General features: G+C 59.2%; 26 protein-coding genes. 8 read left to right on the top strand and 18 right to left on the bottom strand.

Annotated features, from left to right (window positions below; genetic code table 11):
- Nucleotides 1-4 precede the first annotated feature (4 nt).
- Both B9H00_RS04465 and B9H00_RS04460 read right to left on the bottom strand, forming a co-directional pair.
- Nucleotides 5-328, bottom strand: a complete 324-nt coding sequence (locus tag B9H00_RS04465) for a DMT family transporter (RefSeq protein ID WP_086622090.1) — start codon at nucleotides 326-328, stop codon at nucleotides 5-7.
- Nucleotides 310-657 carry a DMT family transporter gene (locus B9H00_RS04460; protein ID WP_086899649.1) on the bottom strand — a complete coding sequence of 116 codons (348 nt, stop codon included), beginning with the start codon at nucleotides 655-657 and terminating at the stop codon, nucleotides 310-312. Before B9H00_RS04460 ends, B9H00_RS04465 begins: the two co-directional genes overlap by 19 nt.
- 125 nt (nucleotides 658-782) lie before the next feature.
- Here B9H00_RS04460 and B9H00_RS04455 point away from each other — a divergent pair, with 125 nt between their 5' ends.
- Nucleotides 783-1,361 (top strand): TetR/AcrR family transcriptional regulator, encoded by a 579-nt coding sequence (locus tag B9H00_RS04455; RefSeq protein ID WP_086899648.1) that lies wholly within the window; start codon nucleotides 783-785, stop codon nucleotides 1,359-1,361.
- Nucleotides 1,362-1,373: 12 nt separating this feature from the next.
- Here B9H00_RS04455 and B9H00_RS04450 read toward each other — a convergent pair whose 3' ends face one another.
- Entirely contained in the window at nucleotides 1,374-1,913 is a 540-nt protein-coding gene (locus B9H00_RS04450) for a lipocalin family protein (RefSeq protein WP_236944351.1), read from the bottom strand.
- 133 nt (nucleotides 1,914-2,046) lie between these two features.
- Here B9H00_RS04450 and B9H00_RS04445 point away from each other — a divergent pair, with 133 nt between their 5' ends.
- The gene (locus B9H00_RS04445) at nucleotides 2,047-3,690 is read left to right on the top strand and encodes a methyl-accepting chemotaxis protein (RefSeq protein WP_269466851.1); all 1,644 of its coding nucleotides are present in this window, start codon (nucleotides 2,047-2,049) and stop codon (nucleotides 3,688-3,690) included.
- A 106-nt stretch (nucleotides 3,691-3,796) separates the two neighbouring features.
- On the opposite strand, the gene B9H00_RS04440 is transcribed toward B9H00_RS04445, so the two are convergent.
- Both B9H00_RS04440 and B9H00_RS04435 read right to left on the bottom strand, forming a co-directional pair.
- On the bottom strand, nucleotides 3,797-4,876 hold the full coding sequence (locus B9H00_RS04440) for a tartrate dehydrogenase (protein WP_086901697.1): 1,080 nt from the start codon (nucleotides 4,874-4,876) through the stop codon (nucleotides 3,797-3,799).
- Nucleotides 4,877-4,895: 19 nt separating this feature from the next.
- On the bottom strand, nucleotides 4,896-5,789 hold the full coding sequence (locus tag B9H00_RS04435) for an alpha/beta fold hydrolase (protein WP_086901696.1): 894 nt from the start codon (nucleotides 5,787-5,789) through the stop codon (nucleotides 4,896-4,898).
- A 118-nt stretch (nucleotides 5,790-5,907) separates the two neighbouring features.
- Here B9H00_RS04435 and B9H00_RS04430 point away from each other — a divergent pair, with 118 nt between their 5' ends.
- Nucleotides 5,908-6,813 (top strand): LysR substrate-binding domain-containing protein, encoded by a 906-nt coding sequence (locus B9H00_RS04430; RefSeq protein WP_086899646.1) that lies wholly within the window; start codon nucleotides 5,908-5,910, stop codon nucleotides 6,811-6,813.
- Nucleotides 6,814-6,866: 53 nt separating this feature from the next.
- On the opposite strand, the gene B9H00_RS04425 is transcribed toward B9H00_RS04430, so the two are convergent.
- Nucleotides 6,867-7,307 carry a hemerythrin domain-containing protein gene (locus B9H00_RS04425; protein ID WP_086899645.1) on the bottom strand — a complete coding sequence of 147 codons (441 nt, stop codon included), beginning with the start codon at nucleotides 7,305-7,307 and terminating at the stop codon, nucleotides 6,867-6,869.
- 278 nt (nucleotides 7,308-7,585) lie between these two features.
- Here B9H00_RS04425 and B9H00_RS04420 point away from each other — a divergent pair, with 278 nt between their 5' ends.
- On the top strand, nucleotides 7,586-9,055 hold the full coding sequence (locus B9H00_RS04420) for a glycosyltransferase (RefSeq protein WP_086899644.1): 1,470 nt from the start codon (nucleotides 7,586-7,588) through the stop codon (nucleotides 9,053-9,055).
- A 19-nt stretch (nucleotides 9,056-9,074) separates the two neighbouring features.
- Here the strand turns inward: B9H00_RS04420 and B9H00_RS04415 are convergent, their stop codons facing one another.
- On the bottom strand, nucleotides 9,075-9,752 hold the full coding sequence (locus B9H00_RS04415) for a TVP38/TMEM64 family protein (protein WP_086622097.1): 678 nt from the start codon (nucleotides 9,750-9,752) through the stop codon (nucleotides 9,075-9,077).
- A 218-nt stretch (nucleotides 9,753-9,970) separates the two neighbouring features.
- Between B9H00_RS04415 and B9H00_RS04410 the strand changes: the two genes are divergently transcribed.
- Entirely contained in the window at nucleotides 9,971-10,849 is an 879-nt protein-coding gene (locus B9H00_RS04410; protein WP_086901695.1) for a LysR substrate-binding domain-containing protein, read from the top strand.
- A 5-nt stretch (nucleotides 10,850-10,854) separates the two neighbouring features.
- Here B9H00_RS04410 and B9H00_RS04405 read toward each other — a convergent pair whose 3' ends face one another.
- Both B9H00_RS04405 and B9H00_RS04400 read right to left on the bottom strand, forming a co-directional pair.
- Complete coding sequence (locus B9H00_RS04405; RefSeq protein WP_086899643.1) at nucleotides 10,855-11,688, bottom strand: DODA-type extradiol aromatic ring-opening family dioxygenase; 834 nt, start codon at nucleotides 11,686-11,688, stop codon at nucleotides 10,855-10,857.
- Between the two features lies 1 nt (nucleotide 11,689).
- Entirely contained in the window at nucleotides 11,690-12,148 is a 459-nt protein-coding gene (locus tag B9H00_RS04400) for a DoxX family protein (RefSeq protein WP_236944350.1), read from the bottom strand.
- A 102-nt stretch (nucleotides 12,149-12,250) separates the two neighbouring features.
- On the opposite strand from B9H00_RS04400, the gene B9H00_RS04395 reads away from it, so the two are divergent.
- On the top strand, nucleotides 12,251-13,147 hold the full coding sequence (locus B9H00_RS04395; protein WP_086899642.1) for a LysR family transcriptional regulator: 897 nt from the start codon (nucleotides 12,251-12,253) through the stop codon (nucleotides 13,145-13,147).
- An 11-nt stretch (nucleotides 13,148-13,158) separates the two neighbouring features.
- Here B9H00_RS04395 and B9H00_RS04390 read toward each other — a convergent pair whose 3' ends face one another.
- The 3 genes from B9H00_RS04390 to B9H00_RS04380 all read right to left on the bottom strand — a co-directional run bounded on the left by B9H00_RS04390 (nucleotide 13,159) and on the right by B9H00_RS04380 (nucleotide 16,003).
- The gene (locus tag B9H00_RS04390) at nucleotides 13,159-13,980 is read right to left on the bottom strand and encodes a M90 family metallopeptidase (protein WP_086899641.1); all 822 of its coding nucleotides are present in this window, start codon (nucleotides 13,978-13,980) and stop codon (nucleotides 13,159-13,161) included.
- Between the two features lie 145 nt (nucleotides 13,981-14,125).
- The gene (locus B9H00_RS04385; protein ID WP_086899640.1) at nucleotides 14,126-14,335 is read right to left on the bottom strand and encodes a hypothetical protein; all 210 of its coding nucleotides are present in this window, start codon (nucleotides 14,333-14,335) and stop codon (nucleotides 14,126-14,128) included.
- A gap of 105 nt (nucleotides 14,336-14,440) precedes the next feature.
- Entirely contained in the window at nucleotides 14,441-16,003 is a 1,563-nt protein-coding gene (locus B9H00_RS04380) for a bifunctional GNAT family N-acetyltransferase/carbon-nitrogen hydrolase family protein (RefSeq protein WP_086899639.1), read from the bottom strand.
- Nucleotides 16,004-16,219: 216 nt separating this feature from the next.
- On the opposite strand from B9H00_RS04380, the gene B9H00_RS04375 reads away from it, so the two are divergent.
- A complete protein-coding gene (locus B9H00_RS04375; RefSeq protein WP_086899638.1) occupies nucleotides 16,220-17,581 on the top strand; it encodes a Na+/H+ antiporter family protein in 1,362 nt (453 codons plus the stop codon).
- 105 nt (nucleotides 17,582-17,686) lie between these two features.
- Nucleotides 17,687-18,373, top strand: a complete 687-nt coding sequence (locus B9H00_RS04370; protein ID WP_086899637.1) for a glutathione S-transferase N-terminal domain-containing protein — start codon at nucleotides 17,687-17,689, stop codon at nucleotides 18,371-18,373.
- A gap of 55 nt (nucleotides 18,374-18,428) precedes the next feature.
- Here the strand turns inward: B9H00_RS04370 and B9H00_RS04365 are convergent, their stop codons facing one another.
- The 6 genes from B9H00_RS04365 to B9H00_RS04340 all read right to left on the bottom strand — a co-directional run bounded on the left by B9H00_RS04365 (nucleotide 18,429) and on the right by B9H00_RS04340 (nucleotide 22,973).
- Nucleotides 18,429-19,208: an RNA methyltransferase gene (locus B9H00_RS04365; protein ID WP_086899636.1), complete on the bottom strand. Its 780-nt coding sequence runs from the start codon at nucleotides 19,206-19,208 to the stop codon at nucleotides 18,429-18,431.
- Entirely contained in the window at nucleotides 19,201-19,698 is a 498-nt protein-coding gene (locus tag B9H00_RS04360) for a GNAT family N-acetyltransferase (RefSeq protein WP_086899635.1), read from the bottom strand. The genes B9H00_RS04365 and B9H00_RS04360 overlap by 8 nt, the downstream gene beginning before the upstream one ends.
- 118 nt (nucleotides 19,699-19,816) lie before the next feature.
- Nucleotides 19,817-21,457, bottom strand: coding sequence for a chaperonin GroEL (gene groL, locus B9H00_RS04355; RefSeq protein WP_086899634.1), 1,641 nt, complete (start codon nucleotides 21,455-21,457; stop codon nucleotides 19,817-19,819).
- Nucleotides 21,458-21,515: 58 nt separating this feature from the next.
- Nucleotides 21,516-21,809 carry a co-chaperone GroES gene (locus B9H00_RS04350; protein WP_086899633.1) on the bottom strand — a complete coding sequence of 98 codons (294 nt, stop codon included), beginning with the start codon at nucleotides 21,807-21,809 and terminating at the stop codon, nucleotides 21,516-21,518.
- A gap of 162 nt (nucleotides 21,810-21,971) precedes the next feature.
- Nucleotides 21,972-22,457, bottom strand: a complete 486-nt coding sequence (locus B9H00_RS04345; RefSeq protein ID WP_086899632.1) for an FxsA family protein — start codon at nucleotides 22,455-22,457, stop codon at nucleotides 21,972-21,974.
- Between the two features lie 249 nt (nucleotides 22,458-22,706).
- Nucleotides 22,707-22,973 carry a ComEA family DNA-binding protein gene (locus B9H00_RS04340; RefSeq protein WP_086899631.1) on the bottom strand — a complete coding sequence of 89 codons (267 nt, stop codon included), beginning with the start codon at nucleotides 22,971-22,973 and terminating at the stop codon, nucleotides 22,707-22,709.
- Between the last annotated feature and the right edge of the window lie 59 nt (nucleotides 22,974-23,032).

Raw genomic sequence — 23,032 nt, 5'->3', positions numbered from 1 at the left:
GGCGTCACTGGCCGCCGGAAACCAGCTTGAGCCCGACCACCGAAGCGATGATCAGGGCAATAAAGCCCAGTCGGATCGGGCTTTTCGATTCGCCCCAGAACAGCATGCCCAACAGCGCGCTGGCCACGGTGCCGATGGCGGTAAACACGGCGTAGGCAATGCCCAGACTGATCTCGCGCATGGCAAACGAGATAAATGCCAGTGAGAGTCCAAAGCCAATCACCAGCATGGCAAGCCCTGTCCGGCGTGAGCCGCGATTGAACTTCTCGATGCCGGTGACGCCCACGACTTCCATGAGCCCCGAGACAATCAGTGCGAACCAGTACATGACACCTCCTTCTGACGGGAAGAGTAGAGCTTGAGACCCACCACCCCGATCAGCAGGGTCACGATCAGCATCAGCGTCAGGACATTGAACGGCGCGCCCAGAAAGGCGATGTCCACGACCACGGTACCCATCGCGCCAAGGCCGACAAAGACGGTGTAGACCGTGGTGGTGGGCAGCGTGCGTGCCATCCATGTTGCCAATCCCAGACTCACCGTCACCAGCACCAGCGTGGCGAGCCACTCGACAGGGCCTTGCGCGTATTTAGCGCCCAGCGCCCAACCGATCTCGCACAGCGTGGCGGGTAGCATCAGCCACCATTTTGAAGTCATGAGCCCTCTCTTCCTGCCGGCAGTGCCTTACGACAGGGGTTGCTTGAACTAACGATCGTTAGTTAGTCTAGAGGCATGCAGGCGAGACAGCAACCCCTGGCCATTTTTAGGGAGAGAATACCTTCATGAGTACCGAAGCACGTATTCGGGAAATCGGCCTCAAGCTCTTTGCCGAACAGGGCTATGAAGCCACGCCCCTATCGGCGATAGCGCGCGGGACCGGCATTCGCACCCCGTCGCTTTACAACCATTTTGCCAGCAAGGAAGCGCTGTTCATGGCATTGGTGGCAGATGTCGAGGCCGAGATGCTGAGCGTGATCGAGCAGAGTCTTGTGCGTCATGAAGAGGTGGAAACGCGCCTCAAGGCCCTGCTTCAGGCCTGCAGCGATTTCATTTTTGATTCCGGCAAGGGCGTGTTCTACAAGCGTTTTCTGTTGTTTCCGCCAGCATCGCTTGCGACGCCGCTCAAGCGCATCAGTCGCGAGAGCGAAAGCGCCATCGATGCGCTGTTGAAAAGAACCCATGCGCAGGGCATCGACCAGGGCGTGCTGCGCAGGGATCTTGATGAGGGCGATTTCATCGCCATGACCTACTGCATCATCGACGGTCTTTTCAGCGAGAGCTTTTTGTATGACCGGTCAACCTTCGACCAGCGTCTGGCCAGCATCTGGCGGGTCTTTAGAGCCGGTATCCTGGTGCCCTGAACCGGCTTGATGTCATGCCTCTGACATGTCGTGGGAGACGCGTATCAACGCGTCGGTGTTAAAACCATTGCCGCGCGCCATCTCGAGCATGTGTTTGTACATCTCGGGGGTAATGCTTGATGAGCGTGCGAGCAGCCAGAGAAATCCGTGGTTGGGTCCGGCCACAATGGCATGCTCGTAGTTTTCATCCAGCCAGAGAATGTTGTAGCCGGCGTAAAAGGGGCCAAAGAAGGACACTCGAAAACGCCCGGTATGGGCATCTTCTTCGAAAAAGGCCTTGCCCTCGGCTTCATCCCACTGCTGATCCTTGGGGTTGAAGCCCCGATTGGTCACGGCCACGCCACCATCGTCACGCATCGCGTAATGGGCCGTGACCCTGTTGAGCCCCCGCTCGAAGCTGTGATCCAGTCGGGCGATTTCATGCCAAAGCCCCAGATAGCGCGCCAGATCAAAATCCTTGACGGCCTGACAACCTGTCGGTATTCCTGTGTCGCCGCCCATGGCAGTGGCCAGACTGCCCAATAACCCCTTCAGATCTGCCATGTCAGGCATGTGATTCTCCTTTTAACCGGGTGGATATACCTTCCGACGCGACCTCAAGTCTAGCTCCTGTCGGCCGATGTTGTGCATTGGGTCGCGCCGGTATGGTGCAGGTTATGGACGTGAAGTCCGAAGGGAGAAACACATGGCGTCGCAGGCAGGCTGGACGGAAATGACATCGGGAGAGCATTCGGGCTCTCAACCCAATGCGAAAGCGACACAGCGTCGTCGCGCAGGCTTCAGCCTTGGCAATTGGACGCTCAGAAAAAAAATGTTCGCCATTCTGGCCTTGATGTGGATCGGCATGCTGGTACTCGTCACCAGCATGGCCTGGAATGCGCGGGGCATGATGTTTGAGGAGCGCCAGCGCAGCCTTCAGGCAACCGTGGGCGTGGCCCAGACGCTGTTCGAGCGCTATCACGAGCGCGCCAGTGCCGGCGAGTTCACCATGGATGAGGCGCGCCGTCGGGCACTGGATGCGCTGGGCGGCCTGCGCTTTGGCGATGACCGTCAAAACTATATTTTCGCCTTTGATGACAGCGCGCGCGTGCTTTATCACCCGCGTCGTGATGCCGGCGCAGATATGTCGACTTATACCGATCCCAACGGGGTAGCCGTTTATACCGAGCTTTTGAACAAGGCACTGTCCGGCGGTAGCGGGTTTGTGAAATATGATTCCCGCGATGCCACCGGTGACACACTGCTGCCCAAACTGGGTTACGTCGAGCGCTTCGCGCCCTGGCAGATCAACCTCGCAGCCGGGGTATACACCAACGATATCCAGCATGCTTTCATGGCCAAGCTTTTCCAGTTTGTTGCTCTGCTGGCGGCGGTAGGGGCGGCCCTGACGGTGGCGTTTTTGCTGCTGACCCGCAATATCTATCGGGGCCTGGGCGGGGAGCCTGCCTACGCAATCGATTGCGTGCGTGAAATTGCTGATGGCCGACTGGGCACACGTCTTGAGCTGAAAAACGGTGATCAGACCAGTCTGCTTTATCATATTGAGCATATGCGCTCAGAGCTGGCTGATACCATCGCCAGCATTCGCCAGGCGAGTGAATCGATTGACGTCGGCGCCCGTGAAATCGCTGCCGGTAACAACGATCTGTCCGCACGTACCGAGCAGCAGGCGGCCTCGCTTGAAGAGACCGCGGCCAGCATGGAAGAGCTGACGGCCACCGTGCGCCAGAATGCCGATAATGCCGCTCAGGCCACGCGTCTGTCCCAGAGTGCATCCAGTGAGATGGACAATGGCCGTGAAGTGATTCAAAGAGTTGTGGCGACCATGAGTGAGATTCGCGAAAGCTCCAGCAAGATCAGCGAAATCATCACCATGATTGACAGCATTGCCTTCCAGACTAATCTGCTGGCGCTTAACGCCGCCGTTGAGGCCGCCCGTGCCGGCGAGCAGGGACGCGGCTTTGCAGTGGTGGCCGGAGAAGTACGACAGCTCGCCAGCCGTTCGGCCACTGCGGCCAGCGATATCAAGGCGCTGATCGAGCGCTCGGTCGCTCAGGTGGCCAGCGGCACCACGCTGGTGGACGAGGCTGATACCACCATGTCGACCATTACGCAGAGTTCGCGTCGGGTCAACGATTTGATGGCCGAGATTGCAGCGGCCTCCAAGGAGCAGACCAGCGGTATCGAGCAGGTCAACCAGGCCGTGAGTCAGATGGATCAGGTCACCCAGCAAAACGCAGCACTGGTCGAGGAAGCAGCAGCGGCCGCTTCGTCGCTGGAAGAGCAGTCCGGGCGCCTGTATCAGTCGGTGGTTCGCTTCACGATCTGATCTTCTGCGCGAGAATGACAGCAGGGCCGCATCACGACAGTGATGCGGCCCTGTTTGTTATGGCCGTTTTTCATGACCGCGGTGGCGCTGTCATGACGTCGGACGGTCAGCCGGTCTTGATCGCCTCGGCAATGGTGTCGCCCAGCTCACTGGTCGTGCCTCGCCCGCCCAGATCCGGTGTCAGTGGGGCATCACTCGGGCCTGCTGCCAGTACGCGCTCGATGGCATCCACCACGGCCTTGCCGGCATCGATGTGGCCAAGGTGTTCGAGCATCATCGCTGCCGACCAGATCTGACCGATCGGATTGGCAATGCCACGGCCGAAGATATCCGGCGCGCTGCCGTGTACCGGCTCGAAAAGACTCGGAAAATGGCCTTCGGGATTAATGTTGGCCGATGGGGCCACGCCGATGGTGCCGGTACAGGCCGGACCCAGATCCGAGAGAATATCGCCAAAGAGATTGCTGGCCACCACCACATCAAACCAGTCCGGATGGAGCACGAAGTTGGCGGTCAAAATGTCGATATGGAACTTGTCGACGCTGATGTCAGGATAGCTTTTGGCCATCTCCAGCACGCGCTCGTCCCAGTAGGGCATGGTAATCGAGATGCCATTGGACTTGGTTGCAGAGGTCAGCTTTTGACGCGGTCGGGTTTTGGCCAGTTCAAAGGCAAACTTCAATACGCGATCGATGCCGGTGCGGGTCATGACCGTGTCCTGAATCACCACTTCACGATCGGTACCTTCAAACATTCTACCGCCGACGCTTGAATACTCGCCTTCGGTATTTTCCCTTACCACGTAGAAATCGATGTCGCCTGGCGCGCGTCCCGCCAGCGGACTCTTGATGCCCGGCATCAGCCTGCACGGGCGCAGATTGACGTACTGGTCAAAGGCGCGACGAAACTGCAAAAGCGAGCCCCAAAGCGAGATGTGATCCGGCACGCGCTCGGGCATGCCCACGGCGCCAAAAAACAGGGCGTCCATGCCGCCCAGGCGGTCGCGCCAGTCATCGGGCATCATCTTGCCGTGGCGCTCAAAATAGTCGCAGCTGGCAAAGTCGATATCGGTAAATTTGAAGTCCAGATCAAAACGTCGAGCGGCGGCCTCAAGGGCGCGCACGCCTTCGGGCATGACTTCAACACCGATACCGTCGCCGGGAATAACGGCAATGTTGTGGCTCATGAATCTCTCCTTGTCAGCATCAAACAGCGCCCGCAGGGGCATTAAAGAATGTCAGCGCCTCATCAATGATGTCATCGGGACGCTCTTCGGGCAGATAGTGGCCGCAGGGCAGGGCGCGCCCGCTGACCTCGAGAGCGCAGGCCTGCCAGAGGGCCATGGGATCGAACAGTTTTTCGATCACGCCATGCTCGCCCCACAGCACCCTGAGCGGACACTGGATGCGATGGTCGGCATCACGATCGAGTCGATCATGCTCTAGGTCGATGGTGTTGGCGGCGCGGTAGTCCTCGCACATGGCGTGCGCCGTGCCCGGCAGCGCCATCGCCTCGCGATAGGCCTCAAGGGCTTCATCTGAAAACGGGGCGAGCCCGGCATGACGATTGCCCATCACGCCATCGATCCAGGCGCGCGGATTGGCCTCGATCAGCCGCTCGGGCAGCGGTGCCGGTTGAATCAGCATGAACCAGTGGAAATAGGCGCTGGCAAAGGCCCGATCGGTGCGCTCGTACATCTCAAGCGTCGGAGCGATGTCGAGAAACATCGCGCGCTCGACGCGCTCGGGATGATCCAGACACAGGCGGTGGGCGACACGGGCGCCGCGGTCATGGGCCAGTACGGCAAAGCGCTCGAATCCGAGCGCCGTCATCAGCGCGACCAGATCCAGGGCCATGACGCGCTTGCTGTAGGTCTTGTGTTCGACGTCGCTCGGCGGTTTTGAGGAGTGGCCGTAGCCGCGCAGATCCACCATGACGACATGGAAGTGATCCTTGAGCCCTGGTGCCGCCCGGTGCCAGATGGCGTGCGTCTGCGGATGACCGTGCAGCAGCAGAAGAGGGGTGCCCTCACCACCAGCGCACCCATGAAGGGTTACGCCGTTCACATTCAGGTCAAAGGTCTTGAACATCTCGAGCATGAAAGGCTCCGGCAGGGCGTCCACGATGTCCATTACTCTAGAGGATTGTCCAGCGTTTATAATCAGGTCATCACGCAATTGATTATTGAACATGAGTAAATAATCGACAGGAGTCATCATGAAGGCCATCAGTGATCTGCACTTTTTTCAGGTGCTGGCCCGCCATACGTCGATGACGCAGGCCGCACAGGCGCTGGGGCTATCGCTGTCGGCGGTCAGCAAGCGTCTGGCACAGCTTGAAAAGCGTCTGGGGGTTCAACTGATGCGCCGCACAACGCGACGTCTGGCCCTGACCGGGGAGGGAGAGCGCTATCTGCAGCGGGGTGCCTCGCTGCTTCAGGAGCTTGATGAACTGGAGGCCTCACTGGGCGCGCAGCGCCATGCCCTGTCCGGCCAGTTACGGGTCAACGCGACCTTCGGCTTTGGCCGTGCTCATGTGGCGCCATTGATCGAGCAGTTCACGCGCGCGCATCCTGACGTCGAGGTGTTACTGGATTTAAGTGATTATCCGCGCGATTTGCTGGCACACGATCTGGATCTCGGCATCATCGTGGGGCCCGTGCCGGATTCACGATTGCGGGCCCGACGGCTGCTGGCCAGTCGTCGGATTGCCTGTGCCTCGCCGGACTATCTTGCACGCGCCGGCTGGCCGTCCACGCCCGAAGCACTGGTCGATCATAACTGTCTGGTGGTTCGCGAGCGCGAGGCCGGCTTTGATGACTGGCGTTTTACAAGCGATGGACGGGAACATCGCGTCCGGGTCAGCGGCACGATGAGCAGTAATGACGGCGAGAGTGTGACGGCCTGGGCCATGGCCGGGCACGGCATTGTTTATCGCTCCTGGTGGCAGGTACAAAACCCGCTGGCTCAGGGCAGGCTTCAACAGATCCTGCCCGGTTTCGATACGCCGCGCATGGATTTCATGGTGGTGCATCGTCAGCAGCGTTTTGTGCCGGAGCGCATTGCCCGGTTCATCGATGCCATGACGGCAGGGCTTGCCGAACGGCTGCCGCCGCTGCCGTAATCTTCAACAGGTCACCGTGTCGGCATGACGCAGGCACCGGGCAACTGATGCGATCAACTGTTCAGACGATCCATTTCGCTGCGATATTCCTGGCCCAGTTGCGTTTTCTCGTCGTCATTGAATTTCTGACCGGCCGAGATGAAAAACTGCTGCTCTTCATCCTCGAAGTGGTGCAATGCCATCTCCTGAAGCTTTTTGGCATGGCCAAGCCAGGCCGGCGAGCTGAAGTCGGTACTCTCCATCTGTTCGATGACTTCATCCATCTCATGATGTTCGGCAATACCGTGACGGGATTTTTCGACCCCGTTGTCATAGGCCATCAAGGGGCGATAGAAGAAGCGCTCCTCGGCGGTTTCATGCGTCTGAAGCGCCGCCTTGACGCGCTGGAAAAGCTCTTCTCGCCCATCGCTGTCGCCGTGGGTCTTGACCAGCAGGTCCAGCAGCGTGCGTTGAGTGTCGTGGTCCTTGCGAATCTCTTCAAAAATGGTGCTCATGGAGGTATTCCTTCATCAGGCGGTCGGCTTTTATGATCAATATCGCGGCCGTCAGGTGGCCGAGCCTCATGTCTCAAGGACAGGGCGTTATTCGTATCGTGTGATGCCGCCTGCAGTGTAGTTCCCGTCACGCCGGAATGCCTGGCGCCATGCAGCTCTGCTAGACTCCGTCGGCTATAATGCGCGCAAGGTATCGTGATCCGCGATACGTTTGCGCAATCAGGTTTGTCAGGTGCAGCCGGCGGCCTTATTTACAGGCCAGCACCAGGAGGAATGGCTTGAACATTTTGATGTTCACCAACACCTATAGTCCCATCGTGGGGGGTGTCAGCGAATCCGTTCAGCGGTTCGTCGAGTGTTTCAGAGCATCCGGTCATCGGGTGCTGGTCGTGGCGCCCACGCTTGACGGCCAGCCCGACACGGAGACCGATGTCATTCGGGTGCCTGCCATGCAGCGCTTCAACGGCAGCGACTTTTCCCTGCCGGTCACGATTCCCGGCTCACTGGATGACGCCATTCGGGACTTTGCCCCTGATATCGTGCACTCCAATCATCCGTTTCTGCTGGGAGATACGGCGGTGCGTGTCGCCCAGGGGCGCGGGCTGCCGCTGGTGTTTACCCATCACACCCTTTATGAACATTACACCCACTACGTGCCGGGCAACTCTCCGGTGATGCAGCGCTTTGCGCTGGCGCTTTCCAACGGCTATAGCGCGCTTTGCGATACCGTGATTGCGCCCAGTGACAGCATTCGCGACATTCTGCGTGAACGCGGCGTGAAGACGGCGCTGGAAGTGGTACCCAGTGGGGTGGATATCGAACGCTTTTCCAGCGGTAATCGCCATCACTGGCGGTCGCACTTCGGTATCGATGATCATGCTCATGTGGTCGGCCATGTCGGACGACTGGCACAGGAAAAAAACCTGCCGTTTCTCACCCAGAGTGTCTGTCAGGCGCTATGCGATCATCCGGACATGCACTTCATGGTGGTCGGTGATGGTGACGAGCGGGATGCCATCCTGACCCGGGCCCATCAGATGGGGGTGGGTGAGCGGGTGCATCTCACCGGCGTGCTCAAGGAGCAGTCGCTGATCGATGCCTATCACGCCATGGACAGTTTTGCCTTTGCCTCCTTCAGTGAAACCCAGGGGATGGTGGTGGTGGAGGCGATGGCCGCAGGCCTGCCGGTAGTAGCCCTTGATGCCACCGGTGTGCGCGAGGTGCTCTCCCATGAGCGCAACGGACTGCTGTTGCCGGAGCAGGATGAGCAGGCGTTTGCCCGGGCGCTGGGGAGTCTTTTGGACCCGCAGCGCTGTCAGAGCCTGCGTCAGGGTGCGCTGGAGACGGCTTCGAAGTTTGATACCTGCAAGTGCGCCGATCAGTGTCTGGCGGTCTATGAGCGCCTGCTGGCGGCCCATCAGACCCGAAAGGCATCATCGAATGGTGACCAGACGACCTGGGATCAGGCGCGCGCCAGACTGGAGGCAGAGTGGAATCTGCTGTGTCATCGCGGCACGGTACTGCGCCGTGTCTTCGGTGGCTCAAAGCGGGTCGCGCCGCGCATGCGTCCGGCGCCGCCGACCGGGCAAAGGGTGCCGCTGGTCGAAGGCAGCCTGACGCCGCTGACCCAGGGACACCATTTTCAACCCGGTAGCGCCACCTCGATCACCCCGGGGGAAGTGACCCTGATGCAGCTTCGCGATGACCTGGAGGGCAACGTACCTGCCTCCGGCGTCAAAAAGACCTGAGCCCATGACGCCGACCGTATCAGGCCTGCTGTCGGTGTCGTGAGATCCAGCGAAAGACAAGACCCAGTACGACCACGCCTGCGACTGCGATGACCAGCCAGAGAAGATCATCCAGACTGCGCGAGCGGATCAGCTCGCCCAGTCGGCTGCCCGCGACCGTGACGGCCGCCAGCCCCGGCAGAATGCCGATGACCGAGCCGACCATGTAGACCCCATAGGGCATTCGGCAGGCGCCGGCGATCATGTTGGTGAAAGTGAACGGGGCCAGTGGCAGCAGGTTGAAGACAATCATGGTTCGAATGCCATGACGCGAGACACTGTCGGCCAGACGATGAATACGATCGCCGCCGTAGCGGGTCAGAATCTCACGCCCCAGCGCTCGGCCCAGAAGCCAGGTCGCCGTTGACGCGACCATGGTGCCCGAAAGCGCATAGAAAAGCCCCCACCAGGGACCAAAGATCAGCCCGGTCGCCCCCACCAGAATCGTCAGCGGAAACATGATCAGGCTGCCAATCATGTAGGTCAGCATCAGCACTGGCGGTGCCCACCATGATTCGCGCAGACTCATGGTTTCACCCAGCCACTGCTCGAGCTTTTCAGCCGTAATGGCATCACCCATGGCAAGCCACTGCCAGAAACCGCCCATCGCCAGCATGAGCACAATTACAATAATGACAAGCCACACACGCCTGGTCATGACAACGCCGTCCGCAGCCAGAGAAGGGCCACGAGTCTAGTCAGGCCGGACAGGCGCATCAACCGGTACGATGACGATAATGCGACTGTGCTGTCATGAACGCGCGGCCTCATGCCAGCATCAGCACAGTTTTGGGTATCATCAAAACGTTTGATGTCAGTACGTTGCCACCATGAGAAGCCACGGTCAGGACGACTGATCGTTTGATGGAGAAAATCGTGACTCGTCTACCGCCGCTGGCCTGGATGCAGGCCTTTGAAGCTTCGGCCCGTCACTTGAGCTTTACCGCCGCCGGTGTAGAACTTGGCGTCTCACAATCGGCGATCAGTCAGCGTATTCGATTGCTTGAAGATCGTCTCGGACAATCCCTGTTCATTCGTCATTCACAGCGCATTTCGCTGACGGATGCCGCCCGGGCTTGGTTGCCCGGCCTGCAGGCGGCCTTCTCACAGCTGTCCATGGGCACTGCGGAAGTCTTTGGGCCGGTCAGTAACGCGCCTGTCATTTTAAGAGCAACGCCAGGGGTTCAGCAGTACTGGCTGGCACCTCGGCTGGCGGCCTTTCATCGCCAGCATCCAGAGATCGAACTGCAGGTGGTGACCGCCATCTGGTCACAGCAGTTTGGCACTCTCGATGCCGACATCGAAATTCGATATGGCCAGGGAGACTGGCAGGATGTTCAGATGCAATCGCTGGGGCATGAGGTCATGACGCCGATCTGTGCCCCGCAGGTAGCGGCCATGCTGGAAACCCCCGAGGATCTGGCAGGGCAGACCCTGTTGCATGCTACCGGGTTTTCCGCAGGTTGGGCCGGCTGGCTGGAAGCCGCAGGGGTTGGACATCTGACTACCCATGCGCGCCGGCTGGTCTGTGATACGCAGATCATGACGCTGCGCCTGGCTGCCTGTGGGTGCGGTGTGGCACTGGCGCACCGTCGTCTTCTTGAAGAAGATGACCCGGCGCTGGTCATGCCCTTCGAGGCCACTTTGCCTACCCGGGAAGGGTTCTGGCTGGTGCGACCAGAAGGGCGCCCCCTGCATCAAAACGCCGGGCTTTTATGGCAGTGGCTGGCCCGCGAGGCAAGCGGGCCAGCCTGACGGGGCTAGCGTCCGACGCTGACCAGCGAGCGTATCGGGCTCGGTAGCGCCGGGGCATGATCGACGGTGGCACGCTCGAACAGATAGGCATCCATGGCCAGAGACTGTTGGGAGATAACCGCGTTGAAACGCTGTGGAGCCCGGGTATCACCAGCCCCCAGTGCGATAAACAGGGGCAGCAGATGCTCATCGCTCGGATGGGCGCGTACCGCCTCAGGGGCCAGACGGCGATAGTTCAGCAGTGCGCCATCGTTTCGCTGGGCCATCTGCTGGCTGATCCAGGTCTGGAAGGCATCGACATAGCCGGAGACCTCGATACGATCACCGTGCATGTCGCCCAGGTTGTGGGTGATGCTGCCGGAGCAGATCAGCAGCGTGTCGTCATCGAGCGACTGTGCCAGTTGGCGACCCAGATAGTAGTGCCAGTCGGGATCATGGCGGGCGCTGATGGAGATGCCCACCACCGGAATATCAGCGTCAGGGTAGAGATGTCGCAGTGGTACCCACATGCCATGATCCAGGCCTCGCTCAGGGTCCAGCCAGGACTGCAGGCCGGCAGCGCTCAGCCGGCAGGCGATGTTGCGGGCCAGCTGTGGCTCGCCGGGTGCCGGATACTGGAGGTCATACAAGGGCTCAGGAAAACCGTGAAAGTCATGAATCGTTTTCGGCGCCTTGCTTCCTGTCAGGCGAATGGGAAAACCCGACCAGTGGGCCGAGGCGATCACAATGCGCGCCGGGCGCTTGAGCTGACCGGACAGGGCACGCCACGCATCGGCGTTGTCACTCTTATCCAGGGCTTCTACGGGTGAGCCATGGGAAATGAACAGAACCTGTGCCATGTCATGAACTCCGGTCGTTGAGGGAAGAGTGCTGTCCGGCAGGGCCTGACAGGCTCAGCCTGCCGCCATCAAGGCAGCTCAGGGCCAGGGCGGTCACGGCGAGAAACACCGGATACTCCCAGCCACCGCCGGATGAGGAAAACATCCACCCGTTGGCGATATGAGGAATGCTGGCACCGACGAGCTCAAGGGCCAGAATCAGCGCCACCCAGCGCACCCGAACGCCCAGAATCAGCAGCGCTCCACCGACCAGTTCAAGCCCGGTAATGGGCCAGGCCAGCCAGGCCGGCAAACCGATCGAGGCAAAAAATGCGCCGGTGCCGGACAGTGTCCAGACCAGCAGCTTGGTCAGGCCGTGAGCAATGAACATGGTGCCCAGTGCCAGACGCAGCAGCAGGGCGGCGATATCCTGCCCCGTCAGGCTGCGAGTCGAACCGGTCATCTCCGAGGTGACCTGCATGATGAATTTTCCCTTAACATTGAATGCCGGCAGTTTGATTGCTTCCTTATCCAAGATAAAGATGCTAATTAGAGAGTATTGGTTTTTGATCTGGAAACAATCATGGATACCGTTGCGGCCCTCAAGGTCTTTATGGAAGTGGCGCAGCTGGGCGCCTTCATTGGCGCGGCCGAGCGGCTTTCGATGTCCCGCTCCTCGGTCAGCAAGCACATTGCCTTTCTGGAGCAGCGTTTTGGAGCGCGCCTGATCAACCGAACCACACGGCGCCTGAGCCTGACGGATGCCGGGCGGGAGGTTCTGGCTCGGGGGGAGACCATTGTGCGAGAGCTGGCCACCCTTGAGGGAGTTTTGCACGATGATCAGGCGCTGCTGGATGGTCGGCTGCGTATCAGCGCGCCTTATTCCTTTGGCATTCGCTATCTGGGGCCGCTTCTGGCCCGCTATCGACAGGAGTATCCCTCGGTCTCGCTGGAGCTGGTACTCAGCGACCGCCAGGTCGACCTGGTCGATGAGGGCTTTGACATGGCGCTTCGTATCGGGATGCTGGAAGATTCCACGCTGGTTGCGCGTCGTATCGGCAATATCGGACTGACACTATGCGCCTCGCCAGACTACCTGGCGAGAAAGGGCACACCTCAGCATCCCTGGGAGCTGTCGTCACATCAGGGGCTCCACTATCGTTATGCCCGCCACGGTCAGCGCCTGCATTTTACCCGTGGTGCCAATCATCACAGCGGTGCGACGCAGGCCGGGGTGACGGCCAACAGCGGCGAGATCCTGCGTGACATGGCCATTGCCGGCATGGGCATCACGCTCCAGCCGGACTTCTTGCTGCGGGAAGCACTGGATAGCGGACAGCTGGTGCGCGTTTTGCCGAAATACGACCCGGATGTGCTGGGACTTTATTGTGTGTATGCCCATCGCGATCAGGTAACGCCCAGGCTTCGCAGCATGCTCGATCATTTGCGGGAGTGGTTCGAGCACCGTCCAATCTTCTGAGGGTGACAGGGTCATGGCGGCCGGATAGAAGCCTGCTCATGTTTACGGAGCGATTCTTTCAGACGCTTGAGGGGGTCCTGATTGAAATAGCGTACCAACAGGGCATAAAGATCCGGCCAGACGGCCTCAAGTTGCTCCGGTGCACTGAAAAAATATTCACAGCACACGGCAAGAAACTCGCTGGGGTGTGTGGCTGCATACTCGTCGATGGGTGGTATTTCACCGCGCGCCAGCGTGTCCTGCATCGCCTGCCAGGCTCGCATGAAGGTGTCATACCACTCCCTGGCATCAATATGGGCCGGCAGGGCAGGCTGGCCATCGAAGGCCATGTTGCCGGTCATGTCGAGCTTGTGGGCGAATTCGTGAATGATGACATTGAAGCCGTCCCGCTGTCCGCAGCACTCGACCTCCTCCAGTGACAGCGCGACCGGTCCCCCCCAGGAGGTTTCCCCGGCGCGTTCATCATCAAATTCATGCATGACGCCAAAGTCATCCATTTCCTGAACATGACGATGAAAGGCGCCGGGGACCACGATAATCTCGCGGGTATCTCCCAGCGCTGCCAGTGCCTGCCTGTCTGACCAGCCAAGACTCATCAACGCGATCTGTGAGGCCATCTCAAGATGCGCTTCGATGGACCATTCGACACCTGCCGGCAGCGACAGACGCAGCTCGAACAGCACGCGCCAGCTGCGCTCGCCAAGACGGGCCAGCATGGGCCCGGAAAGTCCGGCCAGCATCGGAAGACGTGTGTGAACGCTGTGCCACGCTGCCTCGGGCAGCGGATGATGTGTCTTCCAGCGCTGCCATTTCTGCTCCTGCCACCAACCCATGTGTGTCTCACCCTTTGCTCATTGACCCTTCAATGATAGATGAGCTGTGTGTGTGGAGCATGACCGGGTCGAGATCGACGGGTACCCATGAAAAGGGCCTCCGATGGGAGGCCCTGAATACGATGGAAACATCATCGGGTCACGATCAGGTGGGCGTCCAGCCACGGCCCTTCATGCAGTCATCATAGGTCTGATCGTTGTCCGCCTTGTTCTCCATGACCTGACAATCGGCCTTGTCGGAGTGCAGCTGTTGTGACGTGCCGTCCGGCTTTTGCCAGTCAGGCCCACCAGCACAGCCGCCAAGCCATAGGGTGGTCAGGGCAAGCGTTGCCCCGGTCATTAACGCCTTTTTCATCATCGCCTCCTTCTGATGGGTGAATTGGCAGGTATGCCTTCCAACTCTTGCCAAAGCTTAGAACAAGGGTCTGTAAAGACAATGGTTGTTGTACAACCATTTGTGTCAATAGGAATCCGGATTGGACCCCGACTTCCACGACCAGTCACGCCAGCGCAGATCGAAAAGATCCTTGCGACGATCCTTGAGATTGGTCACCGACCCTTCGCTTCTGACCACGCGCAGGCGTGTCAGATCAAGATCCGAGAACATGACCATTTCGGTGTTGGGCGTGGTTTCAGACATGACCGCGTCATGCGGAAAGGCAAAATCCGAAGGCGAAAAGACCGAAGACTGTGCGTACTGGATATCGAGATTCTCGATCGAGGGCACATTGCCGACGCTGCCACAGGCGACCACGTAGCATTCGTTTTCGATCGCCCGGGCCTGGCTGCAGTGGCGCACGCGCAGGTAGCTGTTTTTGGTATCGGTCCAGAACGGCACGAACAGAATGTCCATCTCCTGCTCGGCCAGCAGGCGCGGCAGTTCGGGAAACTCGACGTCATAACAGATCAGGATGCCGATGCGTCCGGCATCTGTCTCGAAAACGCGCAGTTCGTCGCCGCCTTCCACTACCCAGTCGCGTCGCTCCTGCGGGGTAATGTGCAGCTTGGCCTGACGTTCGATGTTGCCGTCGCGATGGCAGAGATAGGAGACGTTATAAAGCTTGCCTTCGCTGTCTTCTTCCATCATTGAACCGGCAATGATGTTGATGTTGTAGGACACCGCCATGCGCGAGATTTCGGTCTTGAAGCGCTCGGTAAAACCGGCCAGAAAATGGATGGCCTTGATCTGGTCGGACTGGTCGGTCAGTCCCATCAGCGGGGTATTGAAAAGCTCCGGGAACACGGCGAAATCGCTCTGGTAGTCCGCGATGGCGTCCACATAGAATTCGACCTGCTGAAGCACCTGCTCGACCGAGGCAAATTCGCGCATCTGCCACTGGACGGCACCGACCCGAACCTGGGTCTTGCGAGATTCCAGTACGCGGGCGACCGGCTCATAAAGGATGTTGTTCCACTCAAGCAGGGTGGCATAGCCTTGCGAGCGCTCATCCTCGGGCAGATACTTCTTTAACAGGCGCTTGACCAGAAAGTCATTGGCAAGCTGGAAGGAGAGGATCGGGTCGTAGATCTCCTTGCGTGACACCTGATCGATGTACTGCGTTGGTGACAGCTCGGCGGCGTGCTCGAAATAGTTGGGGATGCGCCCGCCGGCCAGAATGGCGCGCAGGTTCATGGAGCGGCACAGATCCTTGCGCGCTTCATACAGTCGTCGACCAAGACGATAGCCCCGGTAGGCCGGGTCAATCAGGACGTCCAGTCCGTACAGGGCATCGCCCTGAACGTTGTTGAGAATGATCTCCCGATTACCGATCAGGTCGTCGTACTTGTGCGGGTTGGAGAAGGTTTCATAGTCAACCAGCACGGTCAGGGCGACCCCAACGATGCGGTCTTCATCCTCGATGACAATCTGGCCATCCGGGAATTCGGCGATCAGACGATCGATGGTGTGCTTTTCCCAGGCGCCGCCAATATCGTTGTAAACAACATCCATCAGTACCTTGAGTTTGGCGTAATCCTCGACTTCAAGATTGCGCAGGTTAAGGTGTAGATCTTCGATCGACATGGCGATCCTTGCTCCAGAAACGTCGGTCACGGTAGACCCTCAGTCTAGCATGGGGTGGTAAGGGTGCCTGAAAGCGATGTGTCGAGGCGTGATGCGCATGCTGGAGCCGTTCCATGGCAGGCGTTTGTGATAGAGTGCGCGCGCCCTTTTTAAAGCGGCAATGCCATCCGGCTTTCTGGCCGGGCTTCACTCTCTATCCCTGGTTGTGCTGCACCAATGAATGCCATTGTCATTTCCATCCTTATCATGGTCGGCCTGAGTCTTTCGCGTGTGCCGGTCGTGGCAGCCCTGATCGTGGCGGCAGTGTCCGGCGGTCTCTATAGCGGTCTCTCCATTCAGGAGGTGCTTGACGCCTTCAATGATGGCATTGGTGATGGTGCCGGGATCGCGCTTTCCTATGCGTCACTGGGTGCCTTTGCCGTGGCGCTGGCACGTTCGGGGATTACCGAGGGCGTGGCGCAGCGCTTTCTTCGGGCACTTGATGGCCAGCGGACCCATCCGAAAACCCTCAAGACGCTGCTGATTGTTTCCCTGCTGACGGCCGCCATCTGCTCACAGAATCTGGTGCCGGTACACATTGCCTTTATTCCCATTGTGGTCATTCCGCTGCTGCCGGTCTTCAATCGTCTGAAGCTCGACCGGCGTCTCATCGCCTGCGTGATCACCTTCGGCATTACCGCGCCCTACATGCTGCTGCCGGTCGGTTTTGGCGCGATCTTTCTCAACGATATTCTGCTGGCCAATATCAACTCTGCCGGTGCGTCGGCAGGGCTTGAGATCACTGCCGCGCAGGTGCCCATGGCCATGGCACTGCCCATTTCGGGCATGCTGGCAGGGCTTCTGGTAGCGGTCTTTATCAGCTATCGCCGTCCGCGTATTTATGAAGATCGCCCGGTCGCCAATCAGGCTGATGCCGCAGCGCCCCAGAGCAGTACCGACAAGAGTGATGCCCGTGTGCGGCTCAGACCCTGGCAATGGGGGGCTCTGGTGTTATCGATTGGCGCCACGCTGATCGTTCAGCTCTGGCTGGATTCCATGGTGCTCGGCGCCCTGGCCGGTTTTGTGGTGTTGTCGCTCAGTGGCGTCTTTCGCTGGCGCGAACAGGATGGCGTTTTCAGCGAAGGCATGCGCCTGATGGCGACCATCGGATTTATCATGATCACGGCGGCCGGCTTTGCCAGCGTCATGCAGGCCACCGGCGAGATCGAATCACTGGTACAAAGTGCTCATGCCTTCGGCAGCAGCCAGGCACTGGCCGCACTGATCATGCTGCTGGTGGGGCTTTTTATCACCATGGGCATCGGCTCGTCGTTTTCGACCATCCCGATTATCGCCTCTCTTTACGTACCGCTGGCGCTGAGCTTTGGTTTCTCGCCCATGGCTACCGTCGCGCTGGTGGGAACGGCCGCGGCGCTGGGGGATGCGGGCTCGCCTGCTTCGGACTCCACGCTTGGCCCAACCTCAGGCCTTGCTGCCGACGGTCAGCATGATCATATCCGCGATTCGGTGGTGCCGACCTTTATCCACTACAACCTGCCGCTGATGGCCTTTGGCTGGATTGCCGCCATGATTCTCTAGAGTGGTCTTTTCCTGTGCGGTGTTCCCCAACTGCTATAGTGGGGAATACCGTGGCAGTACGGCGTCGATCCGTACGGCTGTCGATCATATGGAGAAGGAGGAAGCATGGCGCGCATCATGTATGACCTTTGTGGCGAAAATACAGCCCTGCGATTTTCTCCCTTTTGCTGGCGAACGGCGCTGGCCATGCATCACAAGGGCCTGACATTTGAAACCCGGGCGTGGCACTTCAGCGACAAGCAGGACATTGCCTTTTCGGGTCAGGAGAAGGTGCCGGTCATCGTTGATGAAGATGATGAAGTAGTCACCGATAGTTTCGACATCATGACCTGGCTGGACCATAAATATCCGGGCCCGGCACTGTTTGGCGATGACATGGCGCGTTCGCGTGCTCGATTCATCAAGCACTGGGCGGAAACCCAGCTTGCCCCCGCACTAATGAAAATTGCCATTCTGGACGTGTTCTCGATCATCGATCCTAAGGATCAGCCGTATTTCCGGGAAAGCCGTGAAGCGCGCTTTGGCATGACCCTTGAGGCGTTTCAGAATACCGAGCAGGGCATGGAGATGCTGGAGAAGGCTCTGCCGCCGCTGCGCGCCCAGCTTGAAGGGGCTGCGTTTATCGACGGGGATTATCCGGCCGGTGCCGACTATCTGGTGTTTGGCATGTTCATGCTGGCGTACGTGGTCCATGACGGTGCGCTGCTCAAATCCGATGACCCGGTGGCGCAGTGGCATGAGCGCATGCTGGATCTTTTCGGCGGACTGGGTCGTCAGGCCGTACGTGCCTGAGCAATGCCGAGCAAGTCGGTGTGGCAATGAAAAGGGCCCCTGAATGGGGCCCTTTTCATGTGTCATCGGATGGTCTGGTCAGCGCTCGAAGGGCGCCCTGCAGCAGCGAAAGCTCCTTGCGAGTGGGTGAGGAGCGCTGATAAAAGTTCTGTAGTCGCTCCAGCGTTTGGGCATGAGGCTGGTTCAAAAAGCCGGCTTCCTGAAGCGCCGTGGCCAGCGACTGCTGAAAGTGCTGCATCTGCTCACGGGTCGGCGGCAGGTCCTTCTCTCGAACGCTCTGCATCCCGATGTCCGCAGGGGCAGTCCGTGACTTTTGGTCCGCATGGCGGTGACGCCAGGCCCGATACAGCTCATGAGCACAGACCTGCACGGCTTGGGAAAGATTGAGAATCGGATAGTCCGGATTGGCCGGCAGGCTCAGCTGATGCGTGCAGCAGGCGATTTCGTCATTGGTCAGCCCCGAGCGCTCGCGACCAAACACCAGTGCCACCGGCATGTCCTCGGCCAGCGACATCAGCTCACGGGCCATCTCGTCACCCTCTTCAAACTGCGGCAGGGCCAGATTACGCAGGCGAGCTGACAGGCCTACCACGGCACCGCAGTCGGCGACCGCCTCTTCAAGGCTTTCAACGACGCGTGCCTGTTCCAGCAGTGGCTCGCCGCCGGCGGCCATGCGCGTTGCTTCTTCATCGGGGAATTGGCGCGGACTGACCAGTACCAGCTGCGTAAGCCCCATGGTGCGCATGGCGCGTGCGGCGGCGCCGATATTGCCCGGGTGCCAGGTCTGCACCAGTACGATACGAACGTGATCAAGTGCCGTGCGTGGTTCAGTCATGGCGCGCGGCTCCTGATTGGGCAAATTGCCTGAGCGCTTCGCCTTCGAGACGATAGGAGAGCCACTCCCTGCGCGGCTCGGCACCGATGGCATCGTAGAAATCGATCGCCGGTTGATTCCAGTCCAGCACCTGCCAGTCAAAGCGCGGGCAGCCGTTATCGATGGCAATGGCGGCCAGCGCCTTCATCAGCGCAAGCCCCGCGCCCTGGCCTCTGGCGCTGGCGGTAACGAAGACGTCTTCGACATAGAGACCGCGATGACCAAGCCAGGTCGAATAGTTGAAAAAATAGACGGCAAGGCCAATCGGCTGATCATTGTGCTCGGCGATCAGGGCGTGAGCGTGCGGTTGATCGCCGAACAGGGTGTCTCGAATCATCGACTCATCAGCCTTCATTTCGTGCTCGGCACGCTCATAAATGGCCAGTTCGGTGATAAAACGCACGATGGTGGCAGCGTCCTCGGGGACGGCAGCGCGGACGGTGAGGGTCATGAGATCAGACACGCTTGTGAATCATGGATGGGCGTAAAGCATACCATAGACATGAAAAAGCCCCGCACAAGGCGGGGCTTTCGAAGTGACCCGGGAGGGGTCGGGCTTCGGGGGATGATTACATCATGCCGCCCATACCACCCATGCCGCCCATGTCACCGCCACCGGCAGCTTCCTTCTCTTCTGGATCATCGGCAACCATGGCTTCGGTCGTGATGATCAGGCCGCCTACGGAACCGGCAGACTGCAGGGCAGAGCGCGAGACCTTGGCCGGGTCGAGAACACCCATTTCGAACAGATCGCCGTATTCGCCGGTCTGAGCGTTGTAGCCGAAGTTGCCTTCGCCGTCACGAACACGGTTGAGCACTACGGAGGCTTCTTCACCAGCGTTGGTCACGATCTGGCGCAGCGGTGCTTCCAGGGCACGAATGGTCAGCTGAATGCCGTGCGTCTGGTCTTCGTTGGCGCCTTTCATGTCGCGCAGGCGAGCCGAGGCACGAACCAGTGCCGTGCCGCCACCAGGCACCACGCCTTCTTCAACCGCGGCGCGAGTCGAATGCAGCGCATCTTCAACGCGCGCCTTCTTCTCTTTCATTTCCACTTCGGTAGCTGCACCGACGCGGATAACGGCAACGCCACCGGCCAGTTTGGCAACGCGTTCCTGAAGCTTCTCGCGATCGTAATCGGAAGAGGTATCTTCAATCTGCGTGCGGATCTGGCTGACGCGTGACTCGATGTCGGACTCAACACCGTTGCCGTCGATGACGGTGGTGTTTTCCTTGGACATGGTGATGCGACGAGCGCTGCCCAGGTGATCCAGAGTGGTCTGCTCAAGGCTCAGGCCAACTTCTTCGGAGATCACGGTGCCGCCGGTCAGGATCGCGATGTCCTGCAGCATGGCCTTGCGACGATCACCGAAACCGGGCGCCTTGGCTGCCGCAACCTTGACGATACCGCGCATGTTGTTGACCACCAGAGTGGCCAGCGCTTCGCCTTCGATGTCTTCGGCGATGATGACCAGCGGCTTGCCGGCCTTGGCGACATTTTCCAGCACCGGCAGCAGTTCGCGGATGTTGGAGATCTTCTTGTCGACCAGCAGGATGTAGGGGTCTTCCAGCTCGACCGACATGGTTTCGTTGTTGGTCACGAAGTAGGGCGACAGGTAGCCGCGATCAAACTGCATGCCTTCAACGACTTCGAGTTCGTCTTCAAAACCGCGACCTTCGTCAACGGTGATGACGCCTTCCTTGCCAACCTTTTCCATCGCGTCAGCGATGATCTGGCCGATGGTGCTGTCGCCGTTGGCGGAGATGGTGCCGACCTGGGCGATGGCGCGAGAATCGGTGCACGGTACGGCCATGCTGCGGATTTCTTCGACGGCCTTGGCAATGGCGATGTCGATGCCACGCTTGAGATCCATCGGATTCATGCCGGCAGTGACGCCCTTGAGGCCTTCGTTGACGATGGCCTGTGCCAGAACGGTAGCAGTGGTGGTGCCGTCACCGGCAACGTCGGAAGTCTTGGACGCGACTTCCTTGACCATCTGCGCGCCCATGTTTTCGAACCTGTCCTTCAGTTCGATTTCCTTGGCGACGGAAACGCCATCCTTGGTGACGGTCGGCGCACCAAAGGATTTTTCCAGAACAACGTTACGACCCTTCGGGCCCAGCGTTGTCTTGACGGTATCGGCAAGGACGTTGACGCCGCGCGCCATGCGCTTGCGGGCATCATCGGAGAACTTGATCTGCTTGGCGGACATTACGGTAATTCCTCGATTCTATGTTCGTGTAAAAAATGACGTAGACGTAAAAGAGGTATCAGCCTTCGAGCACGCCGAGAATGTCGGACTCGCTCATGATCAGAACTTCTTCACCGTTGATCTTTTGTTTCTCAACGCCAAAGCCATCCTTGAAGATCACCTTGTCCCCGACCTGTACGTCGAGGGGGCGTGTCTCACCGCTTTCAAGGATACGGCCCTTGCCAACTGCGAGGATCTCACCGCGGGTCGGCTTTTCCTGCGCGTTGCCGGGCAGAACGATGCCACCGGAAGTCTTTTGTTCTTCTTCCACGCGACGAACGACAACGCGATCGTGCAAAGGACGGATGTTCATTTCTCACGTTCTCCCTAACTGGTTACATGGACTGCTCGGGGGCGCTCAACAGGTGGGTGAATGCCCCCAGGTTCCGGGTTACCGGAGTATTTGGGTCGATATCACGACGTGGCAGATTAATGAGGTCGCATCGGATTGTTTCAAGGGGTCGACGCAATTTTTTTACTTGCGATGATCCTTTTCACTATCAACGATTTCGCCTTCGATCACGTGGGGTTGCGATGGCTGGTCGGCCGAGGTGTCGCGCCCGGGCTGAGTGTAGGTATCGCCGCGGCGGTCGCGTTCGGGGTGGTAACGGTGCACGTTGACCTTGCTGCGCATGAAACGCCCCAGAAGCGCGCTGCGGGAAAACGGCATCAGACAAAACATGGCCAGAGCATCGGTCAGAATCCCCGGCATGATAAGCAGTACGCCTGCCATGATCAGCGCCGCGCCGCGCTTGAGTTCCGCGCTGGCTTCGCCGCCGGTGGCCATTTTCTGCTGGGCCTCTCGAAACGAGTCCATGCCTTCACGGCGTATCAGATGTATGCCGAAGGCGGCCGCCAGCACAATGACCAGCAATACCCAGGCACCGATCAGCTTGCCCAGGACAAAAATCGAGATCAGATCCAGCAACAGAAAAAAGCCGATGGGTAACAGCAGGGGCATGATGTCTTTGCACTCTCGCGTTCAATGTATTCACAAAAAGGCCGTTATCGCCTGAAAACTCCGGTCAGGAGATGTCGGATACGGCAGCTGTTGATAGCACAGGATACTGGCATGTCAGATGCAAGAGGTATATGCCCGGGTGATGACAGGAGACAAAAGTCGAGCCGTTAAGCGAGAGATAGGCAGAGAAGGGAGGAAATGCAGGGGGAAGACAGGGCGACAGTCGCAGGTCTGTCGCCCATTGGTCGATCAGAGTTCGACGCTATCGCGCAGCTGCTCGACGGTAGCGCTTCCGATACCGCTGACGCGGCTCAGATCATCGGCACTTTCGTAGGCGCCGTGCGCTTCGCGGTCGGCGATGATGGCTTCAGCCTTTTTCTCGCCAATGCCCGGAAGAGCGGTCAATTCGGCGGCGGTGGCGGTATTGATATTGACGCTTTGCGGCGCGGCCATCAGAGGTGCAGAAAGGGAGAGGGCAGCGGTGGTCAAAAGCATTGCGATCAGTTTGCGGGACATGCCGGTTCCTTGAAGTAAGAGAATTACCTTCAAGGTATCGGCAGCCGTTTTTGGTTATT

It is taken from the genome of Kushneria marisflavi (genome assembly GCF_002157205.1).
GTDB classification, from domain to species: domain Bacteria; phylum Pseudomonadota; class Gammaproteobacteria; order Pseudomonadales; family Halomonadaceae; genus Kushneria; species Kushneria marisflavi.
The sequence above is the reverse complement of the archived record's forward strand: the minus strand, read 5'-3'. Positions and strand labels throughout refer to the sequence as shown.

Excerpts from the sequence above, each read along its gene's own strand:
- B9H00_RS04395 (WP_086899642.1), top strand. The coding sequence starts at position 12,251 with ATGGATACCGTTGCGGCCCTCAAGGTCTTTATGGAAGTGGCGCAGCTG.
- B9H00_RS04365 (WP_086899636.1), bottom strand. The coding sequence starts at position 19,208 with ATGACTGAACCACGCACGGCACTTGATCACGTTCGTATCGTACTGGTG.
- B9H00_RS04375 (WP_086899638.1), top strand. The coding sequence starts at position 16,220 with ATGAATGCCATTGTCATTTCCATCCTTATCATGGTCGGCCTGAGTCTT.
- B9H00_RS04435 (WP_086901696.1), bottom strand. The coding sequence starts at position 5,789 with ATGCTCGAGATGTTCAAGACCTTTGACCTGAATGTGAACGGCGTAACC.
- B9H00_RS04360 (WP_086899635.1), bottom strand. The coding sequence starts at position 19,698 with ATGACCCTCACCGTCCGCGCTGCCGTCCCCGAGGACGCTGCCACCATC.
- B9H00_RS04385 (WP_086899640.1), bottom strand. The coding sequence starts at position 14,335 with ATGAAAAAGGCGTTAATGACCGGGGCAACGCTTGCCCTGACCACCCTA.
- B9H00_RS04405 (WP_086899643.1), bottom strand. The coding sequence starts at position 11,688 with ATGGCACAGGTTCTGTTCATTTCCCATGGCTCACCCGTAGAAGCCCTG.
- B9H00_RS04430 (WP_086899646.1), top strand. The coding sequence starts at position 5,908 with ATGAAGGCCATCAGTGATCTGCACTTTTTTCAGGTGCTGGCCCGCCAT.
- B9H00_RS04370 (WP_086899637.1), top strand. The coding sequence starts at position 17,687 with ATGGCGCGCATCATGTATGACCTTTGTGGCGAAAATACAGCCCTGCGA.
- B9H00_RS04455 (WP_086899648.1), top strand. The coding sequence starts at position 783 with ATGAGTACCGAAGCACGTATTCGGGAAATCGGCCTCAAGCTCTTTGCC.
- B9H00_RS04465 (WP_086622090.1), bottom strand. The coding sequence starts at position 328 with ATGTACTGGTTCGCACTGATTGTCTCGGGGCTCATGGAAGTCGTGGGC.
- B9H00_RS04380 (WP_086899639.1), bottom strand. The coding sequence starts at position 16,003 with ATGTCGATCGAAGATCTACACCTTAACCTGCGCAATCTTGAAGTCGAG.
- B9H00_RS04440 (WP_086901697.1), bottom strand. The coding sequence starts at position 4,876 with ATGAGCCACAACATTGCCGTTATTCCCGGCGACGGTATCGGTGTTGAA.
- B9H00_RS04450 (WP_236944351.1), bottom strand. The coding sequence starts at position 1,913 with ATGCCTGACATGGCAGATCTGAAGGGGTTATTGGGCAGTCTGGCCACT.
- B9H00_RS04425 (WP_086899645.1), bottom strand. The coding sequence starts at position 7,307 with ATGAGCACCATTTTTGAAGAGATTCGCAAGGACCACGACACTCAACGC.
- B9H00_RS04400 (WP_236944350.1), bottom strand. The coding sequence starts at position 12,148 with ATGCAGGTCACCTCGGAGATGACCGGTTCGACTCGCAGCCTGACGGGG.
- B9H00_RS04445 (WP_269466851.1), top strand. The coding sequence starts at position 2,047 with ATGGCGTCGCAGGCAGGCTGGACGGAAATGACATCGGGAGAGCATTCG.
- B9H00_RS04390 (WP_086899641.1), bottom strand. The coding sequence starts at position 13,980 with ATGGGTTGGTGGCAGGAGCAGAAATGGCAGCGCTGGAAGACACATCAT.
- B9H00_RS04350 (WP_086899633.1), bottom strand. The coding sequence starts at position 21,809 with ATGAACATCCGTCCTTTGCACGATCGCGTTGTCGTTCGTCGCGTGGAA.
- B9H00_RS04460 (WP_086899649.1), bottom strand. The coding sequence starts at position 657 with ATGACTTCAAAATGGTGGCTGATGCTACCCGCCACGCTGTGCGAGATC.
- B9H00_RS04415 (WP_086622097.1), bottom strand. The coding sequence starts at position 9,752 with ATGACCAGGCGTGTGTGGCTTGTCATTATTGTAATTGTGCTCATGCTG.
- groL (WP_086899634.1), bottom strand. The coding sequence starts at position 21,457 with ATGTCCGCCAAGCAGATCAAGTTCTCCGATGATGCCCGCAAGCGCATG.
- B9H00_RS04345 (WP_086899632.1), bottom strand. The coding sequence starts at position 22,457 with ATGCCCCTGCTGTTACCCATCGGCTTTTTTCTGTTGCTGGATCTGATC.
- B9H00_RS04340 (WP_086899631.1), bottom strand. The coding sequence starts at position 22,973 with ATGTCCCGCAAACTGATCGCAATGCTTTTGACCACCGCTGCCCTCTCC.